Genomic DNA, 23,487 nt, shown 5'->3' with positions numbered 1-23,487 from the left:
CGGCCCGGCCCAGCACCAGCGGAGCCAGCACCAGCCGGGCTGACACCAGCCGAGTCGGCGCGGGTTGGTGTGGGGGTCATACCGAGGCCTCCTGTCCCATCGCGGCGAACATGACCGACTCCTCGGTGGCCCGCTCGCGGTCGAGCTCGGCGACCAGCCGGCCCTCGCGCATCACGAGCACCCGATCGGCCATCCCGAGCACCTCGGGCAGCTCCGACGACACCATCAGGACGGCGACTCCTTCCGCGGCGAGGCTGGACATCAACCGGTGCACCTCCGCCTTCGTACCGACGTCGATGCCGCGGGTCGGCTCGTCGACGATGAGCAGCTTCGGCGCCGTCGCCAGCCACTTGGCCAGCACGACCTTCTGCTGGTTGCCACCCGACAAGGTGCCGACCTCGTCGGACAACCGGCCGTACTTCGTCTTCAGGCGCTGGGTCCACTCCTTGGCCGAGCGGCGCTCGGTGCTGCCGGTGAGGAAGCCCAGCTGCGAGAGCGCGCGCGACCTGGGCAGCGTCACGTTGCGCTCGATCGACAGCTCCATTACCAGGCCTTGCTGGCGACGGTCCTCCGGCACCAGCGCGACCCCAGCAGCCATCGCGGCCCGGGGCGAGGCCGCCTTCAAGGTCTTGCCGCCGACCTTGACCGTGCCGGCGTCACGCGGGTCGACGCCGAAGATCGACTGGACCACCTCGGACCGGCCGGAGCCGACCAGCCCGGCCAGCGCGACGATCTCGCCGGCCCGGACCTCGAAGGAGACGTCGGCGAAGACCGGATCGCGGGTCAATCCGGTCACGCTCAGCACCACCGCGCCCGGCGTCACGTCCTGCTTGGGGAACAGCGCGCCCAGATCGCGGCCGACCATCCGGCGGACCATCTCGTCGACGCTGACGTCGCTGACCAGGTCGGTCGAGACGTGCTTACCGTCGCGCATGATCGTCACCCGCTCGCACAGGGCGGTGATCTCCTCGAACCGGTGTGAGATGAAGACCAGCGCGGCGCCGTCGTCACGCAGCGAGCGGGCGACGGCGAACAACCGCTCGACCTCGACACCGGTGAGCGCCGCGGTCGGCTCGTCCATCACCACGACCCGCGCATCGGCTGACAACGCCTTCGCGATCTCGACCAGTTGCTGGTCCGCGATCGACAACCCGCGCGCCGGACGGCTCGGCTCGATCGCCACACCGAGCCTGCTGAAGAGCTGCTCGGCCTGCTCGATCATCGCCGCGCGGTCGATCGTTTTGAAACGACCCAGTGGCTGCCGGCCCATCGCGATGTTCTCCGCGACGGACAGGTCGGGGAACAGTGTCGGCTCCTGGTAGATCACCGCGATTCCGGCCGCCTTGGCGTCGGCCGGGCTGGTCAGCTCGATCGGCGCGCCGTCGAGCTCGAGGGTGCCGGCGTCCGGACGATGCACGCCGGCCAGCATTTTCACGATGGTGGACTTGCCCGCGCCGTTCTCACCGACCAACGCGTGCGCCTCGCCTCCGTACAGGTCGAAGGAGACGCCCTGGACGGCGGCGACGGCGCCGAACGACTTCGACACCTCACGCACCCGCAGTACTGGGGCTTCGGTCGGCATGCTCACCTCCGGCGGGTTCGGGTGGTCGTTGAAAGGTCGTTGCTGAAAGGTTTCAAGAAGATTGCACGAAGGTAATGGCGGGCCACTCCGGCCGTCAAGGCCTCGAAAGCAGTCTGTGGAGAACCGCGCGGAAACACTGAGGTTTTCCACAGGAAAGCAGGTACGCTTCGTCAGCTATCACGTTTCAACCCCGGGGAGGCCGCGTGGCACCGAGTGGCGCTGCCGACCGCGCACGCCGTACGCCCGACCCGGCCCGTACCCCGACCCCGTCCCGTACTCCGAACCCGCCGCGTACTCCGAACGCGGCCAGGGACCAGGAGCGGCTGGCGAAGGCCGGCGCGCGGCGTCAGGCCCGGCGATCGCGGCCGGGTGGCGCGACCCGGTCGGCGGCCGGAGTCAAGGATGTCGCGGCCGCGGCGGGAGTCTCGCTCGGTACCGTCTCGAACGTCCTGAACCGGCCCGAGATGGTCAGCCCGACGACCCGGGCGAAGGTCGAGTCCGCGATGGAGTCGCTCGGCTTCGTCCGTAACGAGTCGGCCCGGCAGCTGCGGGCAGGCTCGAGCCGGATCATCGCTTACCTGATGCTCGACGCGGGCAACCCGTTCTTCACCGACGTCGCGCGCGGCGTCGAGGAGGCGGCCCAGAAGGCCGGCCTGTCGGTCTTCCTCTGCAACAGCAACGAGGACGCGGGACGCGAGGCGGACTACCTCGATCTACTCGAACAGCAACGCGTTCAGGGCGTCCTGATCACGCCGATCGACCCCGACTCGTCCCGCCTCAGCACGCTGCCCAACCGCGGTACGCCGGTCGTCGTGGTCGACCGCGCGATCGACGACGGCGAGCACTGCTCGGTGGCGGTCGACGACGTGCTGGGCGGCGAGGTCGCGCTCAGCCACCTGATCGAGCTCGGGCATCGGCGGGTCGCCTTCGTCGGCGGGCCGAACACGATCGGCCAGGTCACCGACCGGCGCGAGGGTGCTCAAGAGGCGTTGCGGAAGGCCGGGTTGCCACCCGAGAACCTGGTCGACGTGCTCACCGGGGCTCTGACGGTTGCCGAAGGCAGGGGCGCTGGGCAACGACTTGCCGGACTGCCCGCGGATCGGCGTCCGACGGCGGCGTTCTGCGCAAACGACTTGCTGGCCTTGGGGTTGCTGCAGCAATGTGTGAGCCTCGGGCTTCGAGTACCGGAGGATCTCGCCATCGTGGGATATGACGACATCGAGTTCGCGGCGGCTGCCGCGGTACCGCTGACTTCGGTGCGACAGCCACGCCAGCTGCTCGGCCGTACGGCGGCGGAGTTGCTGCTGGACGAGTCCTCCAACCCCGATCATGAGCACCAGCGGGTGACCTTCACGCCGGAGCTCGTGGTCAGGACGTCGACGCGGGGCAATGCGTAGTACGGCTGCCCTCGTACTGTCCGGGGCGCCGGGCGTCGGCAAGACGACCGTGGGGTGGCGGGTCTGGGACCGGTGCATCGATCTCGGACAGGCCCCTGCGTTCGCCGACCTCGACTTGCTGGGAGCGAGCTGGCCGGCTCCGGCCGACGATCCGTACAACGCGCAGCTGAAGGCGACCAACCTGGCTGCTGTCTGGGCGAACTACCAGCAGGCCGGGAGTCGGCGGCTCATCGTGGCGGGAGTCGTCGAGAGCGCGGAGGAGCGGCGGCTGCTGGAGGAGGCAACGGGTGGGCCGGTGCTGATCTGCCGGCTGGAGGCGTCCGACGGGGAGCTGGCTCTGCGGATCGAGCGGCGTGGGCGCGAGGAGGGTGACGACCTGGCCAGGCTGGCGGCGCGTGCCGCCGAGTTGTCGGCGCAACTGGCCGTTGACGACCCCAGTGATTTCTCGGTGGCGACGGGCGGCCGTAGTACGGACGACGTCGCCCAAGAGGTGCTCGCGCGCTGGTCGTGAGGGTTGTTCGCCTCGGTCCCGGGCCGGTTGTCTGACCGCCGTACCCCTGCGGACGCCGGTAAGTTCAGCCGGCCCGGGGCCGAAGAAAACAAACCCTACCCGCGTGGCGCGGTACGCGGGAGGTCCTCGCGGGTTGTGAGATCGGCGGGGAGGCCGTCCTTGAGGACCAGATCGATGGTGTTGCCGGCGTTCCGGAGTGCTGCGACCAGACCTGGATCCGGGCTGGCCAGGATGGGGTCGAGGTCGGCCTCGCCCAGTTCCTCGCGGGGGTGATAGGCGAGGCGCTCGTCGGTCAGGGAGAACGCGGTGGTGACACCGGGCTTGTCGCCGCGCGGGTCCTGGCGGTGCCACTCGCCGTCGAGGTAGACCGCGACCATGCCGTGCAGGAAGTGGCCGCCACGGCCGTTGGAAAGCTTTTGATAGCAGAGTCCGGCGGGCACACCCTCGGCCCGCAGCAACGCGGTCAGCAGGTGCGACTTGGCGAAGCAGAGGCCGGAACCTTGCTCGAGTACTTCGGACGCCGTCACCGTCACCACCGGATCAGCGACGTCCATCGAGTGCTTCACCTCATCGCGGACGAAGCCGAAAGCGGCCCGGACGAAGTCCGTAGTACCGGGGTTTTCGGCCCGGATCCGAGCGGCCAGACCACTGACCGCGGGATGCGAATAATCGATCACATCGTCCTCAGCCAGGTACTCGCTCATGTCTCTAGTTTTGCACGGGTGTCCGACATTCGACATCAATTGTCTCAGCTGATGGTCGTCGCCGGAGCAGGCCCAAAACTTCGGACGAACGCGTGCTTGTGGACCGGGTTTCGTGACACGATTTCGGGGTGGACAGGGATGGGTTCTGGGAGCTTGTCGAGGCGGCTCGGGTTGAGGTGGATGACACCGTCGCGGATCCCGATGGGGTCGCTGACGCGTTGACCAAGGCGCTGGGTGAGTTGGCGCTGGAGGAGATCGCCGGGTTCGGCGTCGAGTGGGAGCGGTTGCAGGCGGAGTCGTACCGGCAGGATCTGTGGGGTGCGGCGTACCTGATCAACGGCGGCGCCTCCGACGACGGGTTCGACTACTTCCGCGGCTGGCTGGTCGCGCAGGGCCGGGAGATCTGGGAGGCCGCGCTGGCCGATCCCGACTCGCTGGCCGATGTGGTCGACGAGGATCTCGGTGAGGGATTCGAAGGGTTCAACGGTGAGGGGATGTTGAGCGTGGCTCAGCACGCCTACGAGGCGGCGGGCGGCTCCAGCGCGGAGTACTGGGAGATCGTCGAGGCGGCCGGGATCGACAGTCCGGACCTCCCCGCGGGCGAGAACTTCGACTTCGACGACGACTCCGAGATGGAAGCCCGCTACCCCCTCCTCGCCGGCCTCCAGGACAGCTAGGCGGGTTCGCCGCTCAGGCGTTCGATGAAGGTGCGGAGGGAGCGGCGCCAGCCGGCGGTTTGGGCGGTGTCTTCGTCGGCTACGGCGAGGCTGACCAGGTGCTGGGTCATCTCGAAGCCGGCGACCGCCTCGCGGAGGGCGGTCAGGGTTTCGTCGGGGATGGCGTGACGGCCGTGGTCCGGTTCGTCGTGGTCCTGGCCGACCGGGTGGCTGATCCAGCCCGCGCCGAAGCTGCTCGGGACCAGGAGTTCGGGGACGAGCGACTCGTGCGACAGGGATGCCAGGTCCTTGTTGCCGTTGTCGATGCTGAAGATCGTCGTACCGCGCCGGCGTACGTCGTCGATGCGCTCCAGCAGGGTGTCGGCCGGCGTCTGCTCGGTGACGACGAGGAGCGACTCGCCACGGCCGGACTCGCGGAGGCGGTCGAGGCCGATCGAGAGGTGCGGGGGCGCGTCCGGCGGCGGGGCCCAGCGGACCAGCGACGGGCGGATGTCCTCGATGCCGGCGCGGTGCAACTCGTCGTCCAGGTGGGCGGTGAGGTGCCAGGGCTCGTCGTCGGCCGGGCCGAACAGCATCAGGCCGCCAGTCCGGGTGGTGAACCTGCGCAGCGAGTGGGCGAACTCGGTCGTACGGCTGCCGAGCTCCGTCCCGGTCAGCATCTCGCGCAGGAGCGATGCCTTGGTGAGATCCACACTCCAACGCTGACACACCACCGGCGTCGGCGCGACTCGGCGTCAAGGAGTGAGGTGGTCTGCCTTGGATTGCAGGTAGTTGCGTTCGGGGATCGAGGTTGTCCGCCGGGCCGCCTGCAGGTAGCTCGCCCGGGCTCCGTCGAGGTCACCCGACATCTCCAGCAGGTGCGCGCGAACCGCCTCCAGCCGATGGTGCTCAGTGATCCGGTTGTCCGAATCGAGCGGCTCCAGCACGGCCAGCCCCTCCTTCGGCCCGGTCGCCATCGCCACCGCCACCGCGTGGTTCAGCGTCACCATCGGATTGTCCGAGATCTGCTCCAGTACCTGATACAGCGCGACGATCTGCGGCCAGTCGGTGTCCTCCGACCGCTCGGCAGTCCCGTGTACAGCGGCAATCGCCGCCTGCACCTGGTACGGCCCGAGCTGAGTCCGCGACAACGCGTCGGTGACCAGCGCCTCTCCTTCGACGATCATCGACTTGTTCCACTTCGACCGATCCTGCTCGGCCAGCGGAACGAGCGCGCCATCAGCATCGGTCCGCGCCGGCCGTCGCGCGTCGGTGAGCAGCATCAACGCCAACAGCCCTTGCACTTCACCGTCGTCCGGCAGCAACCGGCGGACCCCGCGGACCAGCCGGATCGCCTCGGTCGTCAGCTCCGCACTGTGCAACGACGTCCCGGACGACGCGGTGTAGCCCTCGTTGAAGATCAGGTACAGAACATGCAGCACAGCACCCATCCGGGCATCCCGCTCGGCCTCGGGCGGCATCTCGAAAGTGCTGCCCGCCTGCTTGATACTCCGTTTCGCCCGCGAGATCCGCTGCGCCATAGTTGCCTCAGGCACCAAAAACGCGGCGGCGATCTGCGCCGTGGTCAAACCGCCGACAGCCCTGAGGGTCAAGGCGATCTGCGACGCGGCCGACACCGCCGGATGGCAGCACAGGAACAGCAGCGTCAACGTGTCGTCCCGCCCGGCGAGGTCGTCGACATCCGGTGCCGAGGCAACGAACTCCTCAGGCGCGGCAAGGTTGGCCGCGTTCTCCTCCCGCCGGCGCCGGGCCGACTCGCTCCGCAGCAGGTCGGTCAACCGCCGCGAGCCGACCCTGATCAACCAACCCCGCGGGTTGTCAGGAACACCTTCCGAAGGCCACTGCTGGGCAGCGGCGAGCAGGGCCTCCTGCACAGCCTCCTCGGCCAGGTCGAAGTGCCCGTAGTGCCGGACGAGCGCACTGAGCACCTGCGGCGTCTCCTCCCGCAGCAGGAGTTCGAAGTCGCTCACATCTCCAGCCCGGAGCTGTCCATCACAGGTCGCACCTCCACGGCGAGGTACTTCGCGTCCGGCATCCGGGCGGCGTAGTCGATCGCCTGGTCGATGTCGTCGCACTCCACCAGATAGAAGCCCGCCAGGTGCTCCTTGGCTTCGGCGTACGGTCCGTCGGTCGTGGTCAGGGTGTCGCCGCGGACGGAGACGGTCCGGGTGGTGATCGGATCGGCCAGTCCGGCGGCACTGACCAGCATGCCCTGTTCGGTCAGCTCGTGCATCAACTCGTCGTGCGACCGGGCCAGGCCCTCGCGCTGCTCGGCCGTCAGCCCGGCCCAGCTCTCCTCGTTGCTGTAGATCAGCAGCATGTACTTCACAGGCACCATCCTGACGGTCGCGGAGGTCCCGGTGACCTCATCTCACCCGGTACGTCGTAGCCGCACCGCCTGATCTCGACATGGCGACGCGAAATGTCGAGCCGCCGGCGAGGGGTCCGACGTACCGGGCAAGAGGCGCCCAGCCCGGGTGTCCGGAGTACTGGAGGCCCTGCATCATGGAGAACAATCCCGATCCGAAGCGCTGGCTCGCCCTCGCCCTGCTCTGTCTGGCCGGGTTCATGATCATCCTGGACGCGTCGATCGTGCTCGTCGCGGTGCCGTCGATCGAGCGGGAGCTGACGTTCTCCACCGGTGGTGTGCAGTGGGTGCCCAGTGGCTACGCACTGATGTTCGGCGGCCTACTGCTCCTTGGGGGACGAGTGGCAGACCTACTGGGCCGACGGCGGGTACTGATGGCCGGACTGCTCTTGTTCGCGGCCTCCTCGCTCCTGTGCGGCTTTGCCTGGTCAGGCGACGCACTGGTGTTCGCACGCGGTCTGCAGGGAATCGCTGCTGCGGTACTGGCTCCTAGCGCGCTCTCGATCGTGATGACGACGTTCCCGGACGGCGCTGAGCGGAACAAGGCGCTGGGGATCTGGGGAGCCACCAGTGGCGTCGGCGGGACCGCAGGTTCGCTCATCGGCGGACCCGTGACGGACGGCCTCGGCTGGCAGTGGATCTTCTTCATCAACGTCCCCGTATGCCTGCTGGTGGTCGCCCTGGCTCCGGTACTACTCAAGGACAGCCGTGGCCCCGGCCGCCGTGGCTTCGACGTCGCCGGTGCCGTCACGGTGACCGCTGCGTTGATCGTCCTCGTGTACGCCGTGATCGAAGCGCCCACCTCCTCGGCCGGGCGGACGACGTTGCTGGCTGTCGTGTCGGCCGGTCTCTTCGCGCTGTTCGTGCAGGTGGAGAAGCGATCGGCGGCGCCGCTCGTCCCGCTCCGGATCTTCCGGTCGCGCGCGGTCGTCGGCGGCAACCTGATCGGGATGACTTGGGGGCTGGCCGCTTTCGGACTGAACTTCGTCTACACGCAGTACGCGCAGCTCGCCCTCGGTACCTCCGCGATCCGCTACGGGTTGATGTCCTCCGTCCTGGCGGCCGCGGCGGTCTGCGGATCTATCGTCGGGCAGAACCTGGTCACCCGGATCGGCCCGCGTCCGATCGCTGCCGTATCCCTTGTCCTGGCGGGCATCGGCAGCACCGTGATGAGCCTGCTGTCGGTCTCCTCCGGGTACTTCGAGATCGCGTTCTGGGGGCTGACCATCTTCGGCGCCGGACTCGGTGCGGGCTCCGTGGCCGGGGCGATCGCGGCGTTGGGTGACGTCGCCGCAAAGGACTCGGGTGTCGCCTCGGGGCTGCAGAACGCGACGTTCCAGATCGGTGGGGCGATCGGAATCGCGGTCCTGTCCGCGGTCGCGGTCGGGAACACGCACGGCAGCACGCCGGCTGAGCTGGTGTCGGGATACCGGGTCGCCTTCGCCGCGTGTTGGGCCTTCATCGCAGTCGGCTTGGTCGGTACCGGCCTGCTGGTCAGGCGCGCGGCCGCACGCGAACCAGTAGCAGTCGGCGCCTAGTGAACTTCAGACGAGGGGCACTAGGTGCTGAGCACCGTTGGACGGAGCTCGACGCGGTCGCCGACGATCGCGGAGACACGGCCGGCTACCTGTTGAGCGCGGTCGTCGTCGGCGACCTCGACCAGGAAGAAGCCCGCGAGCTGCTCCTTGGCTTCACCGTACGGACCGTCGGTGACCACCCTGGCGCCATCACGGACCTGGACCACCCGGCCTTCGCTCGGAAAGGCCAGCCCCTCGGAGCTGACCAGCTCACCGCTCACGGCCAGCTCGTCCTTGAACTTCGTCAGCGCACGCACCGCGTCGAGATCGGCCGGGGAGCCGGTCAACGTGTCGTCGCCGTAGATCAGTACGAGGTACTTCATACCGCCGGATCGTAACCACCCGCACCGACAGGTCCCCGCGGACCAGAAGGTCCGCGGGGACGTCGGCTACCTCAGGATCAGTACCAGTGGCGGCGTCCCCCGACAGCGCGACCGGTGGAGCCGAGCAGGAACAGCACGGCTCCGATGACGAGCAGCACGATGCCGATCGTCCACAGGACCGGAATACTCAACACGAATCCCAGAATCAACAGGATCAGTCCGAGGATGAGCATGAAGCCTCCCTTGTCTCCTCTGGCCGCCAGGGCGGGGGTTGGCGGCGCTCGTATCTGGTGCCCACCTGTATTCGCACCTAATCGTGCGGAGAAACCGGCTACAGCCGGCGATCACGCAATACCGGAAAGTCAGCTCCGCCAGGGAAAGACCGGCGAGCGCTTCTGCTGGAAGGCGGTGATGCCCTCGACCAGCTCACCGTCCGCGATCGTCTCCTGGTACCGCCGGAAAGCGAGCGAATCCGCGTCCTTCCCGGCGAGCAGCGCGTTGACCGTCTCCTTGGCCGAGCGAATCGTCAGCTGCGACCGCGAGATCAGCGTCGCGGCGAACTCCAATGCCCCGGCATCAAGCTCGTCCGCGGCGAAGACCCGATCAACCAGGCCCTTCGCGTACGCCTCCTCCGCGGTCAGCAGCTCACCACTGAACAGCAGGTACTTCGAAGTCGCCGGCCCCACCAGATCGAGCAGGACCTTGATCGCGGCCGGCGGATAGACCACGCCGATCCGCGCCGGCGTCACCCCGTACGTCGACCCGCTCGCCGCGAACCGGAAGTCGCAGTTGACCGCGATCTCCAGCCCACCGCCGATGCAGTGGCCCCGGATCACCGCGACCGTCGGCTTCGGGAACTCGCGCAGCGCCGCCTGCGCCCGCAGGTTGTGGGCCCGCAACTCGGCCATCGGGTCGGCCGGGTCGGCTCCGGAGACGAGTTCACCGATGTCGGCGCCCGCGGAGAAGGTCGCGCCGGCGCCCGTGACGAGCAGGACCTTCACCTCGGGATCCGCGGCCAACTCGGCCAGCAGGCCCGGCAGCGCCTCCCACATCGCCCGAGTGAGGGCGTTGCGTTTGGGTACCCGGTCGATCACAACCCGGGCCACAGCACCCCGTTCGACGCTGAACCCGAGATCGCCCATGACGGGCAGTCAAGCAGACACCACGGCCCGGCGCCGCGCGGTAAATCACAACCGCTGAGCGTGCGGGATGTTCGTAATGCGTTAAAAAGCCGCGCCGGTTGGTGGACTCGCCAGGTTGTGTGCTTGACTCCTCCGGTCGATAACGTTTTGATCTCGGCAGATTGGTGATCTCAGTGGCTGAAGGACGGCATAGACAGGCGCGGCACCGTCAACCGCGCCCCAAGGTGATCGGCCCCGGCATCGTGAAGGTCGCGATTCCCGGCGCCGCGGTGGCTCTACTGGCCACCGGCTCCGCAGTTGCATTCCCCGACGAAGCCCCGAAGCACGACGTGACTACCGCCAGCTCGCCCCTGCAGCTGAAGCGTGAGGCACCGACCAGCCGGGATGCGAATCGTCCGTCGTTGGACCTCACTCCGACGCAGGCGCCCACCAAGGCGCCGGCCGCCAAGCACCTGAAGAAGCAGGCGCCGATCCCGAAGCCGAACTCGGTGAAGACCCGGGCCGCCGAGAGCGTGAAGACGGTCGCCCCGCCGAAGATCATCGGCAGCAAGTTCACCACCACCGACGTCAACGTCTGGTCCGCCCCGGTCACCGGCAACCTGCTGACCGTCCTGGAAAAGGGCAGCAAGGTCTCGGTCACCGGCAAGGTCCAGGGCATCTGGGCCGAGATCGTCCGCGACGGCGTCTCCCGCTGGGTCAAGGCGCAGTACCTGGCCGCGACCAAGCCGGTCGAGGAGTCCGTCGAGGGCACCCCGTCGCAGGCAGCCTGCAAGTCCGGCTCCAGCGTCGAGGAAGGCCTGACCCCGGACGCCATCCGGGTGCACCGCGCGATCTGCCACCTGTTCCCCTCCGTGACGTCGTACGGCGGTCTCCGCAGCGGCGACAGCGGCAGCGAGCACTCCACCGGTCACGCGCTCGACATCATGGTCAGTGGCGAGACCGGCCAGGAGATCGCCGACTGGCTGCGAGCCAACCGCAAGGCGATGGGCGTCAGCCAGCTGATCTGGCAGCAGCACATCTGGACGGTCCAGCGCAGCAGCGAAGGCTGGCGCGCGATGGAGGACCGTGGCGGCGCCACGGCCAACCACTACGACCACGTGCACGTCACCGTGTACGGCAACTCCGGCACTGCCTGAGATCTTGTTCTGAAGAACGGCCCGGCTCCCTTTCGAGGGCCGGGCCGTTTCTCATGGCTTGAGGTTGTGGTTCAGATGGAAGAAGTTGTCCGGGTCGTAGGCGCGCTTGACCGCGCGGAGGCGGGCCAGGTCGGCTGCGCAGTACGCCGAGGTCGCGCGGGCCGGGTCGGCCAGGAAGTTGAGGAACGTCCGGCCGGTGTTGCGTGACTCCAGCTCCGGGACCTCCTGGTCGATGATCAGCGAGTACGCCGCTTCGCGGTGGCCGACCGGGCCGGCGCCGGGACCGGGGTGCGCCATCGCGCCACCCCAGTGGCGGATCTCGACGGTCGCACTGGGCAGCTCGGCCAGCTGGTCGAGCAGCTCGTCGTCGAGGGTGTCGAGCAGGTCGAGGTAGCGGGCGGGGGTTCCGCCCATCGACGATTCGGCGTACGGGGTGGTCTTGAGTTCGCCGGCCAGTCGTTGGCCCGCGACCTCGAAGAGCGGCTTGAGGAGGTACTCGGCCAGCTCGGCCTCACCGGAGTACGAGGCCTTGATCGCGAGCGCGCGGGTGCCGTCGGGGGTGCGGGTCAGGAGGATGGCCGTGCTGAGCTCGTTGGGGATCGTGGCGGACCAGTCGCGGTAGAACTTGAGCGTCTCGGCTGCGTTGCCGATCTCGAAGTAGACGATGCCGGAGTGGACCTGCGGCACATCGTGCAGACGGAACTCAAGTGAAGTAACAATGCCGAAGTTGCCGCTGCCGCCGCGGATCGCCCAGAAGAGATCCGGGTGCTCGTCAGCGCTCGCGGTGACGACGCGGCCGTCTGCGGTCACGACCTCGGCGCGAATCACGCTGTCGGCGGCGAACCCGTACTTCCGGGCAAGCCAGCCGACTCCGCCGCCCAGCGTGTAGCCGGTGACTCCGACGTCCCGCGACGACCCAGCCAGCGGGGCTAGCCCGAACTGCCCAGCGGCGTCGATCACTGCGCCCCAGCGGGTTCCCGGGGCGACCTTGGCGACCATCCGCTGCGGGTCGACCAGTACTGACGTCATGGCAGAGGTGTTGAGCAGGATGCCGCCATCCGCCGGTACCCGAGTCCCGTGCCCAGTCGCCTGCACTGCGATCGGCAGCCCAAGTTGCCGAGCGGTGCGCACTGCCGCCTGTACGTCTGTGCGGCTGCTGGCCTCTGCGACCACCAGCGGTCGGGAGTCGAAGGTGGGGACGATCGACTGGCGCAGTACGTCGTACTGCTCGTCTCCTGGCCGGTGGATCGACCCGTTGAAGCCGGAACCGAGCAGTGCCGCTACAACGTCGCTACCAGTCGTCTCTACCGAGTAGATCGCTTGCGTGCTCATCCTGCTGCTCCCTCGCGTGTGCCTGGCTCTTACACACACGTCGAAGCGGCCGGCGCCAGATAGACACGACCGGTGGAACTTTTTCCGTCAGTTTCGTCAGGCTGGTATCGGGAGGGACTCGAGGCGCGGGAGATCGGCGAGGATGTTGATCTCGGTGATCTTGCCGTTGTGGAGGGTGAGGTCCATGACGCCCATCAGGGTGCCGTTGACGACGGTCATGGCGCCGGGGTAGCCGTTGATGAGGGCCGGGCGAGTGTGCGGGGCCAGGCGGGTGAAGGTGAGGGCTTGCTCGACGACGGCGAGGGCGCCTCGCACCAGCTTGGAGACTGCGGGGCCGTGGGATTCCGTAGTACCGGCGTCGGCGCGGAGTACGACGTCGGGGTCGAGGAGTGAGAGCAGCGCCTCGAAGTCGCCGCTGCGAGAGGCGGCGAGGAAGGCGTCGACGACCTCGCGCTGGCGGGTCACGTCGCTGTCGGTGATCGGGGCGCCCTGGACCCGGCGGCGGGCGCGGGAGGCGAGCTGTCTGGCGGCGGCCGGGGTCTTGCCGACGATCTCGGCGACCTCGTCGAAGCTGAGCCCGAACATGTCGTGCAGCACGAACGCCAGCCGCTCGGCCGGGGACAGCTTGTCCAGTACGACCATCATCGCCAGCCCGACCGCGTCCGCCTGGGCGGCCTCTTCGGCCGGGTCGAGCGGGCTGAGGATCGGATCCGGAACGAAGACGTCGAGCGAGTCCTCGCGGCGGGTCTTCCGGCTGCGCAACTGGTCGAGGCAGACGCGTGACACCACCGTGGTCAGCCAGCCGCCCAGGTTCTGGATCTCGCCCGGGTCCGATCGGCTCAGCCGCAGCCAGGCCTCCTGGACCGCGTCCTCCGCCTCGCTGACGGAACCGAGCATCCGGTACGCCACCGAGCGCAGCTGGGTGCGGTGCTGCTCGAACTGGCCGGCCAGTTGGTCGAAGTCGTCCACAGGTCCCAATCTCTCGTCGTCAATCCTCTGACGGTCGTCGAGGCCATCATGTGACAGCTCGGGGCTACTGCGCTGATCATTACCGCCATGGCCGAACGTCAACTCGTCTTCGAGGACCGCTCGATCAGGCCCTGTGGTGTGAGGACGACCACAGCCGGCCGATGCGCGTCTCGGGCATCCAGTCGGGCAACTTCCCTACATCGAACTTCGCGCCCGCGCCGTCGTCTCTCCCCGCTCGATGGTCGGCTGAGCGTGCCGACTTCTACGTCGACGGTGCTTTGGTCCGCAGTTGCCCGAGCCCGCCGGCGTACCCGATGCAACTGATGGTCGCCGTGTTCGACTTCCCCGCCTCCTCTGCCGAGGCGACGCCCGAATTCGTCATCGACTACATCCGGGGTTACGAATGAGTTGATATCGTCCTGCTGTGATCACGCGTCTGAGTAGCTGGTGGCCCGTCGACTAGGCGGCCACCTTGCTTTGCGCGTAACCAACCGGCTGCCTCGATGAGGCGGCCGTTGTTGTTCGGGCTTCAGCCTTGTCGGGTCGGCATGACTCCGAGGACTGATCTTGCCAACTGCGAATCGCACCTGGGCCGGGCTCATCTCCGACCTGCTTGCCGGTCGTGACCTCACGGCGGAGGCCGTCTGGTGGGCGATGGACGGCGTGGTCCGTGGCGAAGCGACTTCGGCTCAGATCTCTGGGTTCTTGGTCGCCTTGCGGGCGAAGGGCGAGACGCCGGGCGAGATCGCGGCGATGGCTTCCGCGCTCCGGCAGCACGCCACCTCCGTCGTCATCCCGGGGACCTTTGTCGACATCGTCGGGACGGGTGGCGACGGCACGGGCGCGGTCAACATCTCCACGATGGCAGCGATCGTCGCCGCGTCCACCGGGGTGACGGTGGTCAAGCACGGTGGCCGCGCCGCGTCCTCGCAGGCCGGCGGTTCTGCCGATCTTGTCGAGCACTTGGGCATTCCCCTCGACCTGTCTGCCGCTGACGCTGTCAGGGTCGCCGAGACGGTAGGGATCACCTACTTGTTCGCACCTCGGTTCAACCCGGCTCTGCGGCACGTGGCCGCGGTACGCCGTGAGCTGGGCGTGCCAACCGCGTTCAACGTGCTCGGTCCCCTCATCAACCCCGCCCATCCCCGGCATCAGCTGGTGGGGGTCGCCGATGCGCGCATGCAGCCGGTACTAGCCGCAGCACTCGCCGATCGCGGCACCACAGCACTAATCGTCCGGGGCGACGACGGCCTCGACAAGCTGACGACTACTACCTCCTCCCGCGTCTGGGTAGTCCGCAACGGCCGCTGTGAGCCTGAGTCCTTGGATCCACGCTCACTAGGCCTCCCCCTGTCTCCACTTGCTGCACTGCGAGGCAGTACTGCGGCTGCGAACGCCCAGGTACTCCACTCCGTCCTATCCGGCGAGCCCGGCCCAGTGCGCAACGCAGTACTACTGAACGCCGCTGCTGCTGTGGCCGTCGTACAGCTGACGGATGACCCACTACTGGACCAGCTGGCTCTCACGTTGAAGCAGTGCACAGAAGCGATCGACAGCGGCCGAGCGGCTGCGACACTGGGCCGATGGATCGCCGGATAGAGCTTGCACGCGCAGGGGACGAGGTCGCGTTCGGTGAGCTGTTCGGGCCGCTCCGAGGCGAGCTGCACGCGCACTGCTACCGGATGCTGGGTTCGGATCACGATGCCGAGGACTGCGTGCAGGAGACGTTGGTACGGGCCTGGAGCAGCCTGCAGCGGTTCGAAGGCGACTCGGTGCGGCCGTGGCTCTACAAGATCGCCACCAACCGCTGCCTGACACTGATCGAGCGCAGGGGGCGTCGGGAGCTCCCTACCGATCTCAGTGCGCCCTCAACTGAGGCTGTCTGGATCGAGCCCTATCCCTCGGCCCGGATGGCCTGGACTGCGCAGCTGACGCCAGAGGCTCGGGTGCTTGCGCTTGAGGGGGTGGAGCTGGCCTTTGTGGCGTCGTTGCAGCAGCTGTCGGCGCTTCAGCGCGCAGTACTGCTGCTGCGGGACGTCCTGGCCTTCGCTGCCAGTGAGGTAGCCGAGTTGCTCGATACAACGGTCGCTGCGGTCAACAGTGCCTTGCAGAGGGCTCGGAAGGTCGTCGGTAGCGCGCCAACGCAGCAGGCGACGCTGGCGAGTCTCGGTGAGGCCGCTACCCGGGAGCTGGGCCGGCGGTACCTGTCCGCTTGGGAGGCGGGTGATGTTGAGGCGATCGTGTCGTTGCTGACCGAGGATGCGAAGTACTCGATGCCGCCGCTGCCGGTCTGGTTCGAGGGGGTCGACGGGATCCGCGGGTTCCTGCTCGACGGGCCGTTGAAGCAGCAGTGGAAGTTCGTGCCCTGCCAGGCGAATGGGCAGCTCGCGTTCGGCACCTACATGCTGGAGGACGGACGCTACGTGCCCAAGGGTCTGGATCTGCTGGCACTGCGCGGGCCGGCGATCGCTGAGGTGGTGTCCTTCCTGGAGGCCGACTTCGCTGAGTTCGGGCTGCCGTTGTCGCTGCCGCTTCTGCGATGAGTTTGGCGGCCGGCGCGGGTTGTAGTCGTGACAGTGGCTTCGAGAGAGGACTGGAACGATGACTGACGAGCAGGCCGTCCGCAAGCTGATCGAACGCTGGGCAGAGGCGGTGCACGCGGGTGAACTGGAGGTCGTGCTCGAGGATCACGCCGACGACATCGTCATGTTCGACGTACCACCGCCGTACTCCGGTGTCCGCGGGCTGGACGCTTATCGCGAGACCTGGCCGGGGTTCTTCGAGTGGCAGGCGGCGGGAGCTGTCTTCGAGATCGAGTCGCTGGAGGTGACCGCGGGTGCGGACGTGGCGTTCGCTTTCGCGTTGTTGCGCTGTGGACAGGCTGCCGAGTTCCCGGACAGTCCGACGCGACTGCGGCTGACGCTGGGGTTGCGCAAGGAGGGCGGCCGGTGGGTGGTGTCGCATGAGCATCACTCTTTCCCGTCGGACGATTCGCCGGCTTCCGAAGTACGGGATCTGCATGCTCGGTGGTCGGAACTGACGGCTGCCAAGGATCTCGACGGATTGATGGAGGGCATCGCGGAGGATGTCGTGTCCTACGAGCACGGCGGGCAACTGCAGTACGTGGGCAAGGCCGCAGTACGGGCGATCTGCGCGGCGGGCCTCGAGGCGGCTGCTTCGGTCAGCTTCGAGACCCCTGACCTGCGGGTGGAGACGCGCGGGGACCTGGCAGTCGCCTGGGGTCTCGACCACGTACAGGCCGGGTCAGTAGACAGTTGGTCGCGGGCTACCCGTGTGTTCCAACGGCACCGGGACGGCTGGAAGCTGATCCACCAACACCTGTCCTTCCCATCCAGCTAGCGCGCTTTACGTGCGGTACCTGAGCAGGGTGACGCCGGAGCGGAAGGGCTGGCTCTCCACTAGCTGCAGGGTGGCTGGCGTGGTCGCGTCGGGGAAGAGGCGCTCGCCCTTACCGATGACTACCGGGTAGACGAACAGGCGGTACTCGTCGACCAGGCCGGCAGCCGCTAGCGAGTGCACGAGGCTGATGCTGCCGGTGGCGACTATGTCCTTGCCAGATGTGGCCTTCAGGGCCTCCACTTCGTCCAGCCCACGCAGCACCGTGCTGTGCTCCCACTGCGGGTCCTGCAGGGTCGTGGAGACCACGTACTTCGCCACTGCGTTCAGGTAGTCGGCGATACCGGTCGGGTCATCGGTCTGGTGCGGCCAGTAGCCGCGCATGTCCTCGAAGGTCTGCCGGCCGACCAGGAACGCATCAGCAGCCTCCCGCTGCACCTCCAGCGCCCCCAGTACGTCAGACAGGTCCGCGTCGCCAGGGTTGAACCATCCCTCGCTCGTATCGATCACCCCGTCGAGGGTGATGTTCTCGGTCACCACCAGATCGCGCATGGGCCAGCCTCCTCCGTCGTTTCGGAGTACGTCGGAACCACGTACCCACTCTCGACAAGGAGTCAGCCAGAGTCGGCTGCTCGTACTACGACTTGGTCGCCCGTACTACGAGCAGGCGGGAGTCCTCCGTGAGCGGCTGCTCGTGCCAGCCGGCGTACACGTCGATCTCGCCGAAGCCGGCCTTCTCCAGCCCGGCGCGGAGCTCGTCGGCGGTACGGAAGTACAGGGTGGTGGTGTAGACCGTGTCGACGCCGTCCTCGAACACGTTGTGTGCGTCGAAGACCACCCGGCCGTTGTCGACCTCGGTGACCTCCATCCACTCCTTGAGGTGCCCGGCCGGCGTATCGCGCTCCCCGTACGTCGCGTCCGGTCCCCACTGCTCCCACGCCCGCGCGGCCGGGTTGCGACTCTCGAAGCTCAGCACCCCACCGGGCCTCAAGGCCGCCGCCAATGCCTCCAGCACCCACTGGAGGTCCTCCGTACTGATGTGCATCATCGTGTTGCCGCTGCTGACCACCAGATCCGCGTCACCGGAGCCCTCGACGGCGCCGGCGTCCCCGTCGATCCACGTGACAGCCTCGGCCCCCGGCTGCCGGCGTGCGTAGTTCAGCATCGTCGCGCTCGGATCCACCCCGATCACGACTCGCCCCGGCTGCACGAAGGCCCGCGTCAACAGTCCCGTCCCGCACCCGAAGTCAACGACCTTCTCGGCTCCGCCCGCGAGCTTCAGGAAGTACTCGTGGTCCTCGCCGGCCCCGTTGTCCTCGTCATACAGCTCGACCAGGCGCTCGTCCCCGTACGGATCCACAGTCACACGCGCACGCTACGTAGTGCCCGTTGCGTCACGCAAAGATTTAATCCCACGGACTCCTCGACTCTCCGGTACCGCGCTATCGTGACGTCGGGGTGAGGAGTCACAGGATCCCTTGCTGACAAGGGATCCTACCTAACGTGTTCTTCTAGGGAGGCACCACCGTGGGAACGATCACCACCAGCGACGGCACCGAGATCTTCTACAAGGACTGGGGCAGCGGCCAGCCGATCGTCTTCAGTCACGGCTGGCCGTTGTCGGCCGATGACTGGGACAACCAGATGCTGTTCTTCCAGCAGCAGGGGTACCGGGTCGTCGCCCACGACCGCCGCGGCCACGGCCGGTCGACGCAGACCAGTGACGGTCACGACATGGACCACTACGCCGACGACCTGCTGGCCGTCGTCGAGCATCTCGATCTGCACGATGCCATCCACGTCGGCCACTCGACCGGCGGCGGGGAGGTGGCCCACTACCTGGCCCGGCATGGCGAGGGCCGGGCGGCCAAGGCGGCGCTGCTGTGCGCAGTACCGCCGCTGATGGTGAAGACCGACGCGAATCCGGGCGGCCTGCCTCTCGAGGTCTTCGAGGACCTCCAGGCGCAACTGGCCGCCAATCGATCGGAGTTCTACCGGGCGCTGCCGTCGGGACCGTTCTACGGCTTCAACCGGCCGGGCGTGGAGTCGTCCGAGGCGGTCATCGCCAACTGGTGGCGCCAAGGGATGATGGGCGGCGCGAAGGCGCACTACGACGGCATCGTCGCCTTCTCCCAGACCGACTTCACCGAGGACCTGGGCAAGATCACCATCCCCGTCCTGGTCATGCACAGCGAAGACGACCAGATCGTCCCGTACGCCGCCTCCGGCCCGCGCTCAGCAGAGCTCCTCAAGAACGGCGTCCTGAAGACGTACAAGGACTACCCGCACGGCATGCCCACCACCCACGCCGACGTGATCAACGCCGACCTCCTCGACTTCTTCCGCTCCTAAACACCGGTCGCGGGCTTGCGGACCAGGAGATAACCCTGATCGACCTTCTCCCACTCCGCACGCCCGCGTACCGCCGTCATCCACACCTCGAACCCGGCTTCCCGCAGCAACCCCGCGACCTCGTCGGGTTGCTGCCGGTAGAAGTCGAGTTCGATCGCCGTACCGTCGTACTCGGTCCTCCGCCCGCGGTCATCACCAATCTGGAACACCAGCATCAGCACCCCGCCAGGCGCGAGCACCCGGTAGAACTCGGCAAACACCTGCCCCCGCAGCTCCCACGGAATGTGAATAATCGAGTAGTAGGCAAGCACCCCGCCAAGCGACCCGTCCGGCAGCTCCAACGCCAGCATCGACCCTTCGTCGAACCTGAGCTCCGGATAGCTCCGCCGAGCCAACGCCAACATCCCCGGCGACAAGTCGACCCCAAACACATCCAGCCCCAGCCGCGACAGCAAGATCGTCACCCGCCCCGGCCCACACCCAACATCCGCCACCGGACCGCCACCTGCCGCTTGCACAAGCTCCGCAAACGTCGCGAACAACGCCCGATCAAGCGGGCTGTCCTCCAGCCCCGCCTGCACCACATCCGGGTGCTCGACCGCCAACGTGTCATACGAGTCGCGGGTAGCCGCCAGAAAGCCCTCAGTCACCATGCCGACGGACCCTAGACGTCACCACCGACAGATTCCTCAGCGTGATTCCGCGGGTCGCGGAGTACGCGACCACGTCTGGGTAAAGGACACCAAGGCGAACGGCAAGGCCGCCGCCGGCAGCCAGGTGCTCTCTGGCTAGTCGGCCTCCCATGCGTGGGGGCAGACCGAGCATCGATGCTCGGGCCCGTGGCCGGCCGGGCGACGGCAGATGTGCTCCTTGTGGCCTGCTGCCCCTGGCTCCGTCATCTCGTCAGTCGCGCCACACGTCTGCACACCCTCAGCGTGAGCGCCCGTTCCCTTGGTCACGCTACGGATTCTAGCTCCGCCCAAGGACCCTGCACCTACCAGAAGCGGAGGGCGTGGGATTCGAACCCACGATGACGGTCACCCGCCATACCGGTTTTCAAGACCAGCGCACTCGGCCACTATGCGAGCCCTCCAGGCGGTCACCCGGAGGTGTCGCCGAAGGTTGAGGATACCGGTACAGGGTTGGCGGAGGTGGGTGGCACCCGGAGCGGGGAGCGGCTAAAGAGTTGGAGAGTCGCGGCTGGGCGTTGTTACGCTTCCCGGTCGGGGGTCCGACTGCAGCCAGGGGAATGTCATGCCGAACGCCGGGTCGCTCGGCCTGCCCAATGTGCGTGGGCGTGCGCCGTTGCTGGCCGCGTTGGCGATCGACTCGTTCGGTGGCGGTTGCGCCGGACCGCTGATGTTGCTGTATTTCGTCCGCGTCGCGGACATCCCACTCGGTACTGCGGGACTGATGCTGACCGTGGCGACCATGTTCTCCATCGCCGCGCCGGCCGCCGTCGGCGTGGTGATCGATCGGGTCGGGCCGCGGAACCTGGTGATCGGAGCACAGTTCGCGCAAGGGCTGGGGTTCACCGGCTTCTTCTTCGGCCGCTCGCTGTGGCTGCTGTTCCTCTGCGCGCTGGTGACGACGACCGGTCAGCGGGTCTTCTGGTCGGCGATCTTCAGCCTGCTGGCGGACATCGCGGATCCTGGTGATCGGGATCGCTGGTTCGGGCTCGGCGGGATGATGCAGGCGGCCGGGTTCGGCCTCGGCGCGCTGGCTGCCGGGGTACTGCTGAGCATCGGCGGGGATACGCCGTTCCTGGTCGGCATAGCGGTGAATGCGGTCACGTTCTTCATCGCTGGTGTGCTGCTGCTCGGATTGCGTGCGCAGCATGAGGCGCAGGCCGCTCAGGACAGTGGACCTGCTCCGCTACTGCGGAAGGACAAGCCGTTCCTGGTACTGATCGCAGCGAACACCATCCTGGCGCTCTGCACGATGATGATCGGGGTGGCGCTTCCGGTGTACGTGACCGAGGCACTGCCCGAGGCGCCCAAGTGGATCGTGGGGGTACTGCTGGCCGCGACGTCGGTCGTACTGGCGACCGGTCAGACGCTAGTGGTGCGGCACACCGAGCGGCGGCGGCGTACTTCCGTCTTGGTGCTCGCTGGGGTGCTGTGGGCGGTGTGGGGCGTACTGATGGCAGGGCTGCTGCATGTGCCGGCAGGGTTGGTCGTACCGGGGTTGGTACTGGCAACTGTGGTGTTCGCCGGGGCTGATGTGCTGCACGCTGCTACGGGGAACGCGCTGGCTGCGGCGGTTGCGCCGACTGTCGGACGTGGGAAGTACCTTTCCTACTGGCAGTACTCGTTCACCTTCGCGAGCGTGCTGGTGCCGGCGTTCTTCGCGCAGCTCTTCGAGGTGCGGGAAGAGCTGCCCTGGGTGACGCTGTCGGTGCTGGCGCTGGTCGCGGCCGCGACGATCGTGGTCCTCGAGCGGGTGCTGCCGGACGCGGCGACACGGCGTACTTGAGCTTCGGCGGCGCTCGGTTCGGGGCGCTGCGATTGACGGGTCAGGCATTCTTGCGCTCTTCGAACAGGTGTTCTAATGTCCTTCTCGTAGCTCGCGGATTTCACTCCCACCCAAACCTTCGCTCGTGACGGCTGAGCCTCCCACCTCCGATGTGGACAGCCGGGATCGAGCGCTGGCCGCCCGGGCAGTGAGGGCCCGGGCTGTGGAGAACCCGCCCGCTGCCAAGTACAACTGCTAACGGAAGACCGAGGTGATGCACGACGGAGAGGATCTACCCATGTTGCTGGAACATCGTGGCCGGAGACCGGTCGTCCCTGAGTCCGCGTACGTGGCGCCATCAGCCGTGCTGTGTGGAGCCGTCGTACTGGGCGAGGGCAGCCGGGTGCTGCATGGCGCAGTACTGACGGCGGAGGACGGTGAGGTCCACCTGGGAGGGAACAGCGTGGTGATGGAGAACGCCCTGGTTCGCGGCCGGGCGGCTCATCCCGCGATGATCGGCGCTGCGGTCTTGGTTGGACCGCACGCCCACGTGAACGGCGCCACGGTCGAAGCAGAGGTCTTCATCGCCACGGGCGCCGCGTTGTTCCCAGGCTCGGTCGCCGGCACCGGCGCCGAACTGCGGATCAACAGCGTGCTCCAGGTCAACTCCCGGCTGGCCCCAGGCACCGTCCTGCCGATTGGTTGGATCGCGGTCGGCGATCCTGCCCAACTCTTCTCCCCCGATCGCCACGACGACATCTGGGCAGTCCAGCAAACCCTCGACTTCCCCGGCACCCTCTACGGCGCAGACCGCGACACCACCATGCGCGACATCATGGCCGGCCAATCCGCCTACTACGGCACCCACCAACAGGACCGCCAACTCCCCAACCCCGACTAGCCCCCACCAACGAGGCACCCACACCCATCCCACCTTCCCGGCTGACGAAGGTGCCGTCCAAGTGCCTGCTCGACCAGGTCGCGTTCGACGGCGTGTTCCACGCGGATCCGTTCCTCGACTCCACGCGGATCCATTCCTCCGGTCCACGCGGACCCCGGGTCCATGCGGATCCGTTCCTCGGTGAGTACGGCCTCGACCAGCGCTACCGTGGGTTTGGCCGATGCCTGCCGATCGGTCATCGACTGGTCCGTGGCGGCGGTTGGAGCACCTCCCCGTCGTACTGGCGCGCGGCGACTTCGTGCCCGGCCCAGGCGGCTATCCGCACGCCCTGCCCGATCCCACGCTGATGTTGGTACTGGCGTGGCGCCGACGCGCGCATCATCGGACTCGCTGCTGACGGCGACACCCCCGTTGATGCCGGCGCCCCGATACTGGACTCGGTGCTGGGCATCGGTGCCGGCGTTTGGTGCCGGCGCCCACGTCGATACCGGGTTCGGTTGGCGGTGGTACCGGCGTTGATGCCGGCGCACCGATACTGGACTCGGTCCGTGATGATGTCGGCCTTGGTGCCGGCGCGCATCGATACCGGACTCGGTGCTGCAGCGGCACCGGCGTTTGGTGCCGCGCCCACGTCGATACCGGGTTCGGTTGGCGGTGGTACCGGCGCTGTTGGCGCGCGCCATCGATACCGGACTCGGCGCGGAC

Annotated in this window: 26 protein-coding genes and 1 tRNA gene; 13 read left to right on the top strand and 14 right to left on the bottom strand. The window is 67.7% G+C overall.

What is annotated here, in order from left to right; all coding sequences use genetic code 11:
* Positions 1-76: 76 nt before the first annotated feature.
* Positions 77-1,582 (bottom strand): sugar ABC transporter ATP-binding protein, encoded by a 1,506-nt coding sequence (locus ACIA12_RS22120; protein ID WP_396368916.1) that lies wholly within the window; start codon positions 1,580-1,582, stop codon positions 77-79.
* A gap of 203 nt (positions 1,583-1,785) precedes the next feature.
* Here ACIA12_RS22120 and ACIA12_RS22115 point away from each other — a divergent pair, with 203 nt between their 5' ends.
* Both ACIA12_RS22115 and ACIA12_RS22110 read left to right on the top strand, forming a co-directional pair.
* Positions 1,786-2,979, top strand: a complete 1,194-nt coding sequence (locus tag ACIA12_RS22115; protein ID WP_396368915.1) for a LacI family DNA-binding transcriptional regulator — start codon at positions 1,786-1,788, stop codon at positions 2,977-2,979.
* Positions 2,972-3,490 (top strand): AAA family ATPase, encoded by a 519-nt coding sequence (locus ACIA12_RS22110; RefSeq protein WP_396368914.1) that lies wholly within the window; start codon positions 2,972-2,974, stop codon positions 3,488-3,490. The genes ACIA12_RS22115 and ACIA12_RS22110 overlap by 8 nt, the downstream gene beginning before the upstream one ends.
* 95 nt (positions 3,491-3,585) lie before the next feature.
* Here the strand turns inward: ACIA12_RS22110 and ACIA12_RS22105 are convergent, their stop codons facing one another.
* Positions 3,586-4,194: a transglutaminase family protein gene (locus tag ACIA12_RS22105; protein ID WP_396368913.1), complete on the bottom strand. Its 609-nt coding sequence runs from the start codon at positions 4,192-4,194 to the stop codon at positions 3,586-3,588.
* A gap of 128 nt (positions 4,195-4,322) precedes the next feature.
* On the opposite strand from ACIA12_RS22105, the gene ACIA12_RS22100 reads away from it, so the two are divergent.
* Positions 4,323-4,871: a DUF4240 domain-containing protein gene (locus ACIA12_RS22100; RefSeq protein WP_396368912.1), complete on the top strand. Its 549-nt coding sequence runs from the start codon at positions 4,323-4,325 to the stop codon at positions 4,869-4,871.
* Here the strand turns inward: ACIA12_RS22100 and ACIA12_RS22095 are convergent.
* From ACIA12_RS22095 to ACIA12_RS22085, 3 genes are read right to left on the bottom strand one after another with little or no spacing between them, the layout of a single operon-like run.
* Complete coding sequence (locus ACIA12_RS22095; protein WP_396368911.1) at positions 4,868-5,563, bottom strand: hypothetical protein; 696 nt, start codon at positions 5,561-5,563, stop codon at positions 4,868-4,870. The two genes, ACIA12_RS22100 and ACIA12_RS22095, sit on opposite strands and share 4 nt — an antisense overlap.
* Before the next feature lie 42 nt (positions 5,564-5,605).
* Positions 5,606-6,841, bottom strand: a complete 1,236-nt coding sequence (locus tag ACIA12_RS22090; RefSeq protein WP_396368910.1) for an RNA polymerase sigma factor — start codon at positions 6,839-6,841, stop codon at positions 5,606-5,608.
* Positions 6,838-7,191 carry a YciI family protein gene (locus tag ACIA12_RS22085; RefSeq protein WP_396369385.1) on the bottom strand — a complete coding sequence of 118 codons (354 nt, stop codon included), beginning with the start codon at positions 7,189-7,191 and terminating at the stop codon, positions 6,838-6,840. The genes ACIA12_RS22090 and ACIA12_RS22085 overlap by 4 nt, the downstream gene beginning before the upstream one ends.
* A 185-nt stretch (positions 7,192-7,376) precedes the next feature.
* Here ACIA12_RS22085 and ACIA12_RS22080 point away from each other — a divergent pair, with 185 nt between their 5' ends.
* Positions 7,377-8,777: an MFS transporter gene (locus ACIA12_RS22080; protein ID WP_396368909.1), complete on the top strand. Its 1,401-nt coding sequence runs from the start codon at positions 7,377-7,379 to the stop codon at positions 8,775-8,777.
* A gap of 20 nt (positions 8,778-8,797) precedes the next feature.
* Here the strand turns inward: ACIA12_RS22080 and ACIA12_RS22075 are convergent, their stop codons facing one another.
* From ACIA12_RS22075 to ACIA12_RS22065, 3 genes are all read right to left on the bottom strand, one after another.
* Positions 8,798-9,139, bottom strand: coding sequence for a YciI family protein (locus ACIA12_RS22075; protein ID WP_396368908.1), 342 nt, complete (start codon positions 9,137-9,139; stop codon positions 8,798-8,800).
* Between the two features lie 77 nt (positions 9,140-9,216).
* Positions 9,217-9,372 carry a DUF6131 family protein gene (locus tag ACIA12_RS22070; protein WP_396368907.1) on the bottom strand — a complete coding sequence of 52 codons (156 nt, stop codon included), beginning with the start codon at positions 9,370-9,372 and terminating at the stop codon, positions 9,217-9,219.
* Between the two features lie 129 nt (positions 9,373-9,501).
* Complete coding sequence (locus tag ACIA12_RS22065) at positions 9,502-10,281, bottom strand: enoyl-CoA hydratase/isomerase family protein (RefSeq protein ID WP_396368906.1); 780 nt, start codon at positions 10,279-10,281, stop codon at positions 9,502-9,504.
* A gap of 224 nt (positions 10,282-10,505) precedes the next feature.
* Here ACIA12_RS22065 and ACIA12_RS22060 point away from each other — a divergent pair, with 224 nt between their 5' ends.
* Positions 10,506-11,417, top strand: a complete 912-nt coding sequence (locus tag ACIA12_RS22060) for an SH3 domain-containing protein (RefSeq protein ID WP_396368905.1) — start codon at positions 10,506-10,508, stop codon at positions 11,415-11,417.
* 51 nt (positions 11,418-11,468) lie between these two features.
* On the opposite strand, the gene ACIA12_RS22055 is transcribed toward ACIA12_RS22060, so the two are convergent.
* Positions 11,469-12,749 carry an FAD-binding oxidoreductase gene (locus ACIA12_RS22055; protein ID WP_396368904.1) on the bottom strand — a complete coding sequence of 427 codons (1,281 nt, stop codon included), beginning with the start codon at positions 12,747-12,749 and terminating at the stop codon, positions 11,469-11,471.
* 96 nt (positions 12,750-12,845) lie between these two features.
* Positions 12,846-13,718: an RNA polymerase sigma factor SigJ gene (sigJ, locus tag ACIA12_RS22050; RefSeq protein WP_396368903.1), complete on the bottom strand. Its 873-nt coding sequence runs from the start codon at positions 13,716-13,718 to the stop codon at positions 12,846-12,848.
* A 161-nt stretch (positions 13,719-13,879) separates the two neighbouring features.
* On the opposite strand from sigJ, the gene ACIA12_RS22045 reads away from it, so the two are divergent.
* The 4 genes from ACIA12_RS22045 (at position 13,880) to ACIA12_RS22030 (ending at position 17,078) form a co-directional block, all read left to right on the top strand.
* Positions 13,880-14,125: a hypothetical protein gene (locus ACIA12_RS22045; protein WP_396368902.1), complete on the top strand. Its 246-nt coding sequence runs from the start codon at positions 13,880-13,882 to the stop codon at positions 14,123-14,125.
* Positions 14,126-14,285: 160 nt separating this feature from the next.
* Positions 14,286-15,317: an anthranilate phosphoribosyltransferase gene (trpD, locus tag ACIA12_RS22040; RefSeq protein WP_396368901.1), complete on the top strand. Its 1,032-nt coding sequence runs from the start codon at positions 14,286-14,288 to the stop codon at positions 15,315-15,317.
* Complete coding sequence (locus tag ACIA12_RS22035; protein WP_396368900.1) at positions 15,302-16,261, top strand: sigma-70 family RNA polymerase sigma factor; 960 nt, start codon at positions 15,302-15,304, stop codon at positions 16,259-16,261. The genes trpD and ACIA12_RS22035 overlap by 16 nt, the downstream gene beginning before the upstream one ends.
* 58 nt (positions 16,262-16,319) lie before the next feature.
* Positions 16,320-17,078, top strand: a complete 759-nt coding sequence (locus tag ACIA12_RS22030; RefSeq protein ID WP_396368899.1) for a YybH family protein — start codon at positions 16,320-16,322, stop codon at positions 17,076-17,078.
* 6 nt (positions 17,079-17,084) lie between these two features.
* Here ACIA12_RS22030 and ACIA12_RS22025 read toward each other — a convergent pair whose 3' ends face one another.
* Together ACIA12_RS22025 and ACIA12_RS22020 are read right to left on the bottom strand one after the other, a co-directional pair.
* A complete protein-coding gene (locus ACIA12_RS22025; protein WP_396368898.1) occupies positions 17,085-17,627 on the bottom strand; it encodes a dihydrofolate reductase family protein in 543 nt (180 codons plus the stop codon).
* A gap of 85 nt (positions 17,628-17,712) precedes the next feature.
* Positions 17,713-18,441: a class I SAM-dependent methyltransferase gene (locus tag ACIA12_RS22020; RefSeq protein WP_396368897.1), complete on the bottom strand. Its 729-nt coding sequence runs from the start codon at positions 18,439-18,441 to the stop codon at positions 17,713-17,715.
* A 161-nt stretch (positions 18,442-18,602) separates the two neighbouring features.
* Here ACIA12_RS22020 and ACIA12_RS22015 point away from each other — a divergent pair, with 161 nt between their 5' ends.
* Positions 18,603-19,427, top strand: a complete 825-nt coding sequence (locus ACIA12_RS22015; protein ID WP_396368896.1) for an alpha/beta fold hydrolase — start codon at positions 18,603-18,605, stop codon at positions 19,425-19,427.
* Here ACIA12_RS22015 and ACIA12_RS22010 read toward each other — a convergent pair.
* Entirely contained in the window at positions 19,424-20,080 is a 657-nt protein-coding gene (locus tag ACIA12_RS22010) for a class I SAM-dependent methyltransferase (protein WP_396368895.1), read from the bottom strand. The two genes, ACIA12_RS22015 and ACIA12_RS22010, sit on opposite strands and share 4 nt — an antisense overlap.
* A 351-nt stretch (positions 20,081-20,431) precedes the next feature.
* Positions 20,432-20,520, bottom strand: a tRNA-Ser gene (locus ACIA12_RS22005).
* A gap of 161 nt (positions 20,521-20,681) precedes the next feature.
* Here ACIA12_RS22005 and ACIA12_RS22000 point away from each other — a divergent pair.
* From ACIA12_RS22000 to ACIA12_RS21990, 3 genes are all read left to right on the top strand, one after another.
* Positions 20,682-21,902 (top strand): MFS transporter, encoded by a 1,221-nt coding sequence (locus tag ACIA12_RS22000; RefSeq protein WP_396368894.1) that lies wholly within the window; start codon positions 20,682-20,684, stop codon positions 21,900-21,902.
* Positions 21,903-22,179: 277 nt separating this feature from the next.
* A complete protein-coding gene (locus tag ACIA12_RS21995) occupies positions 22,180-22,782 on the top strand; it encodes a gamma carbonic anhydrase family protein (protein ID WP_396368893.1) in 603 nt (200 codons plus the stop codon).
* 50 nt (positions 22,783-22,832) lie between these two features.
* Positions 22,833-23,129, top strand: a complete 297-nt coding sequence (locus tag ACIA12_RS21990; RefSeq protein ID WP_396368892.1) for a hypothetical protein — start codon at positions 22,833-22,835, stop codon at positions 23,127-23,129.
* The last annotated feature ends 358 nt before the right edge of the window (positions 23,130-23,487 follow it).

Source organism: Kribbella sp. NPDC051620, from assembly GCF_044453825.1.
Classification (GTDB): Bacteria; Actinomycetota; Actinomycetes; order Propionibacteriales; family Kribbellaceae; genus Kribbella.
The sequence above is the reverse complement of the archived record's forward strand: the minus strand, read 5'-3'. Positions and strand labels throughout refer to the sequence as shown.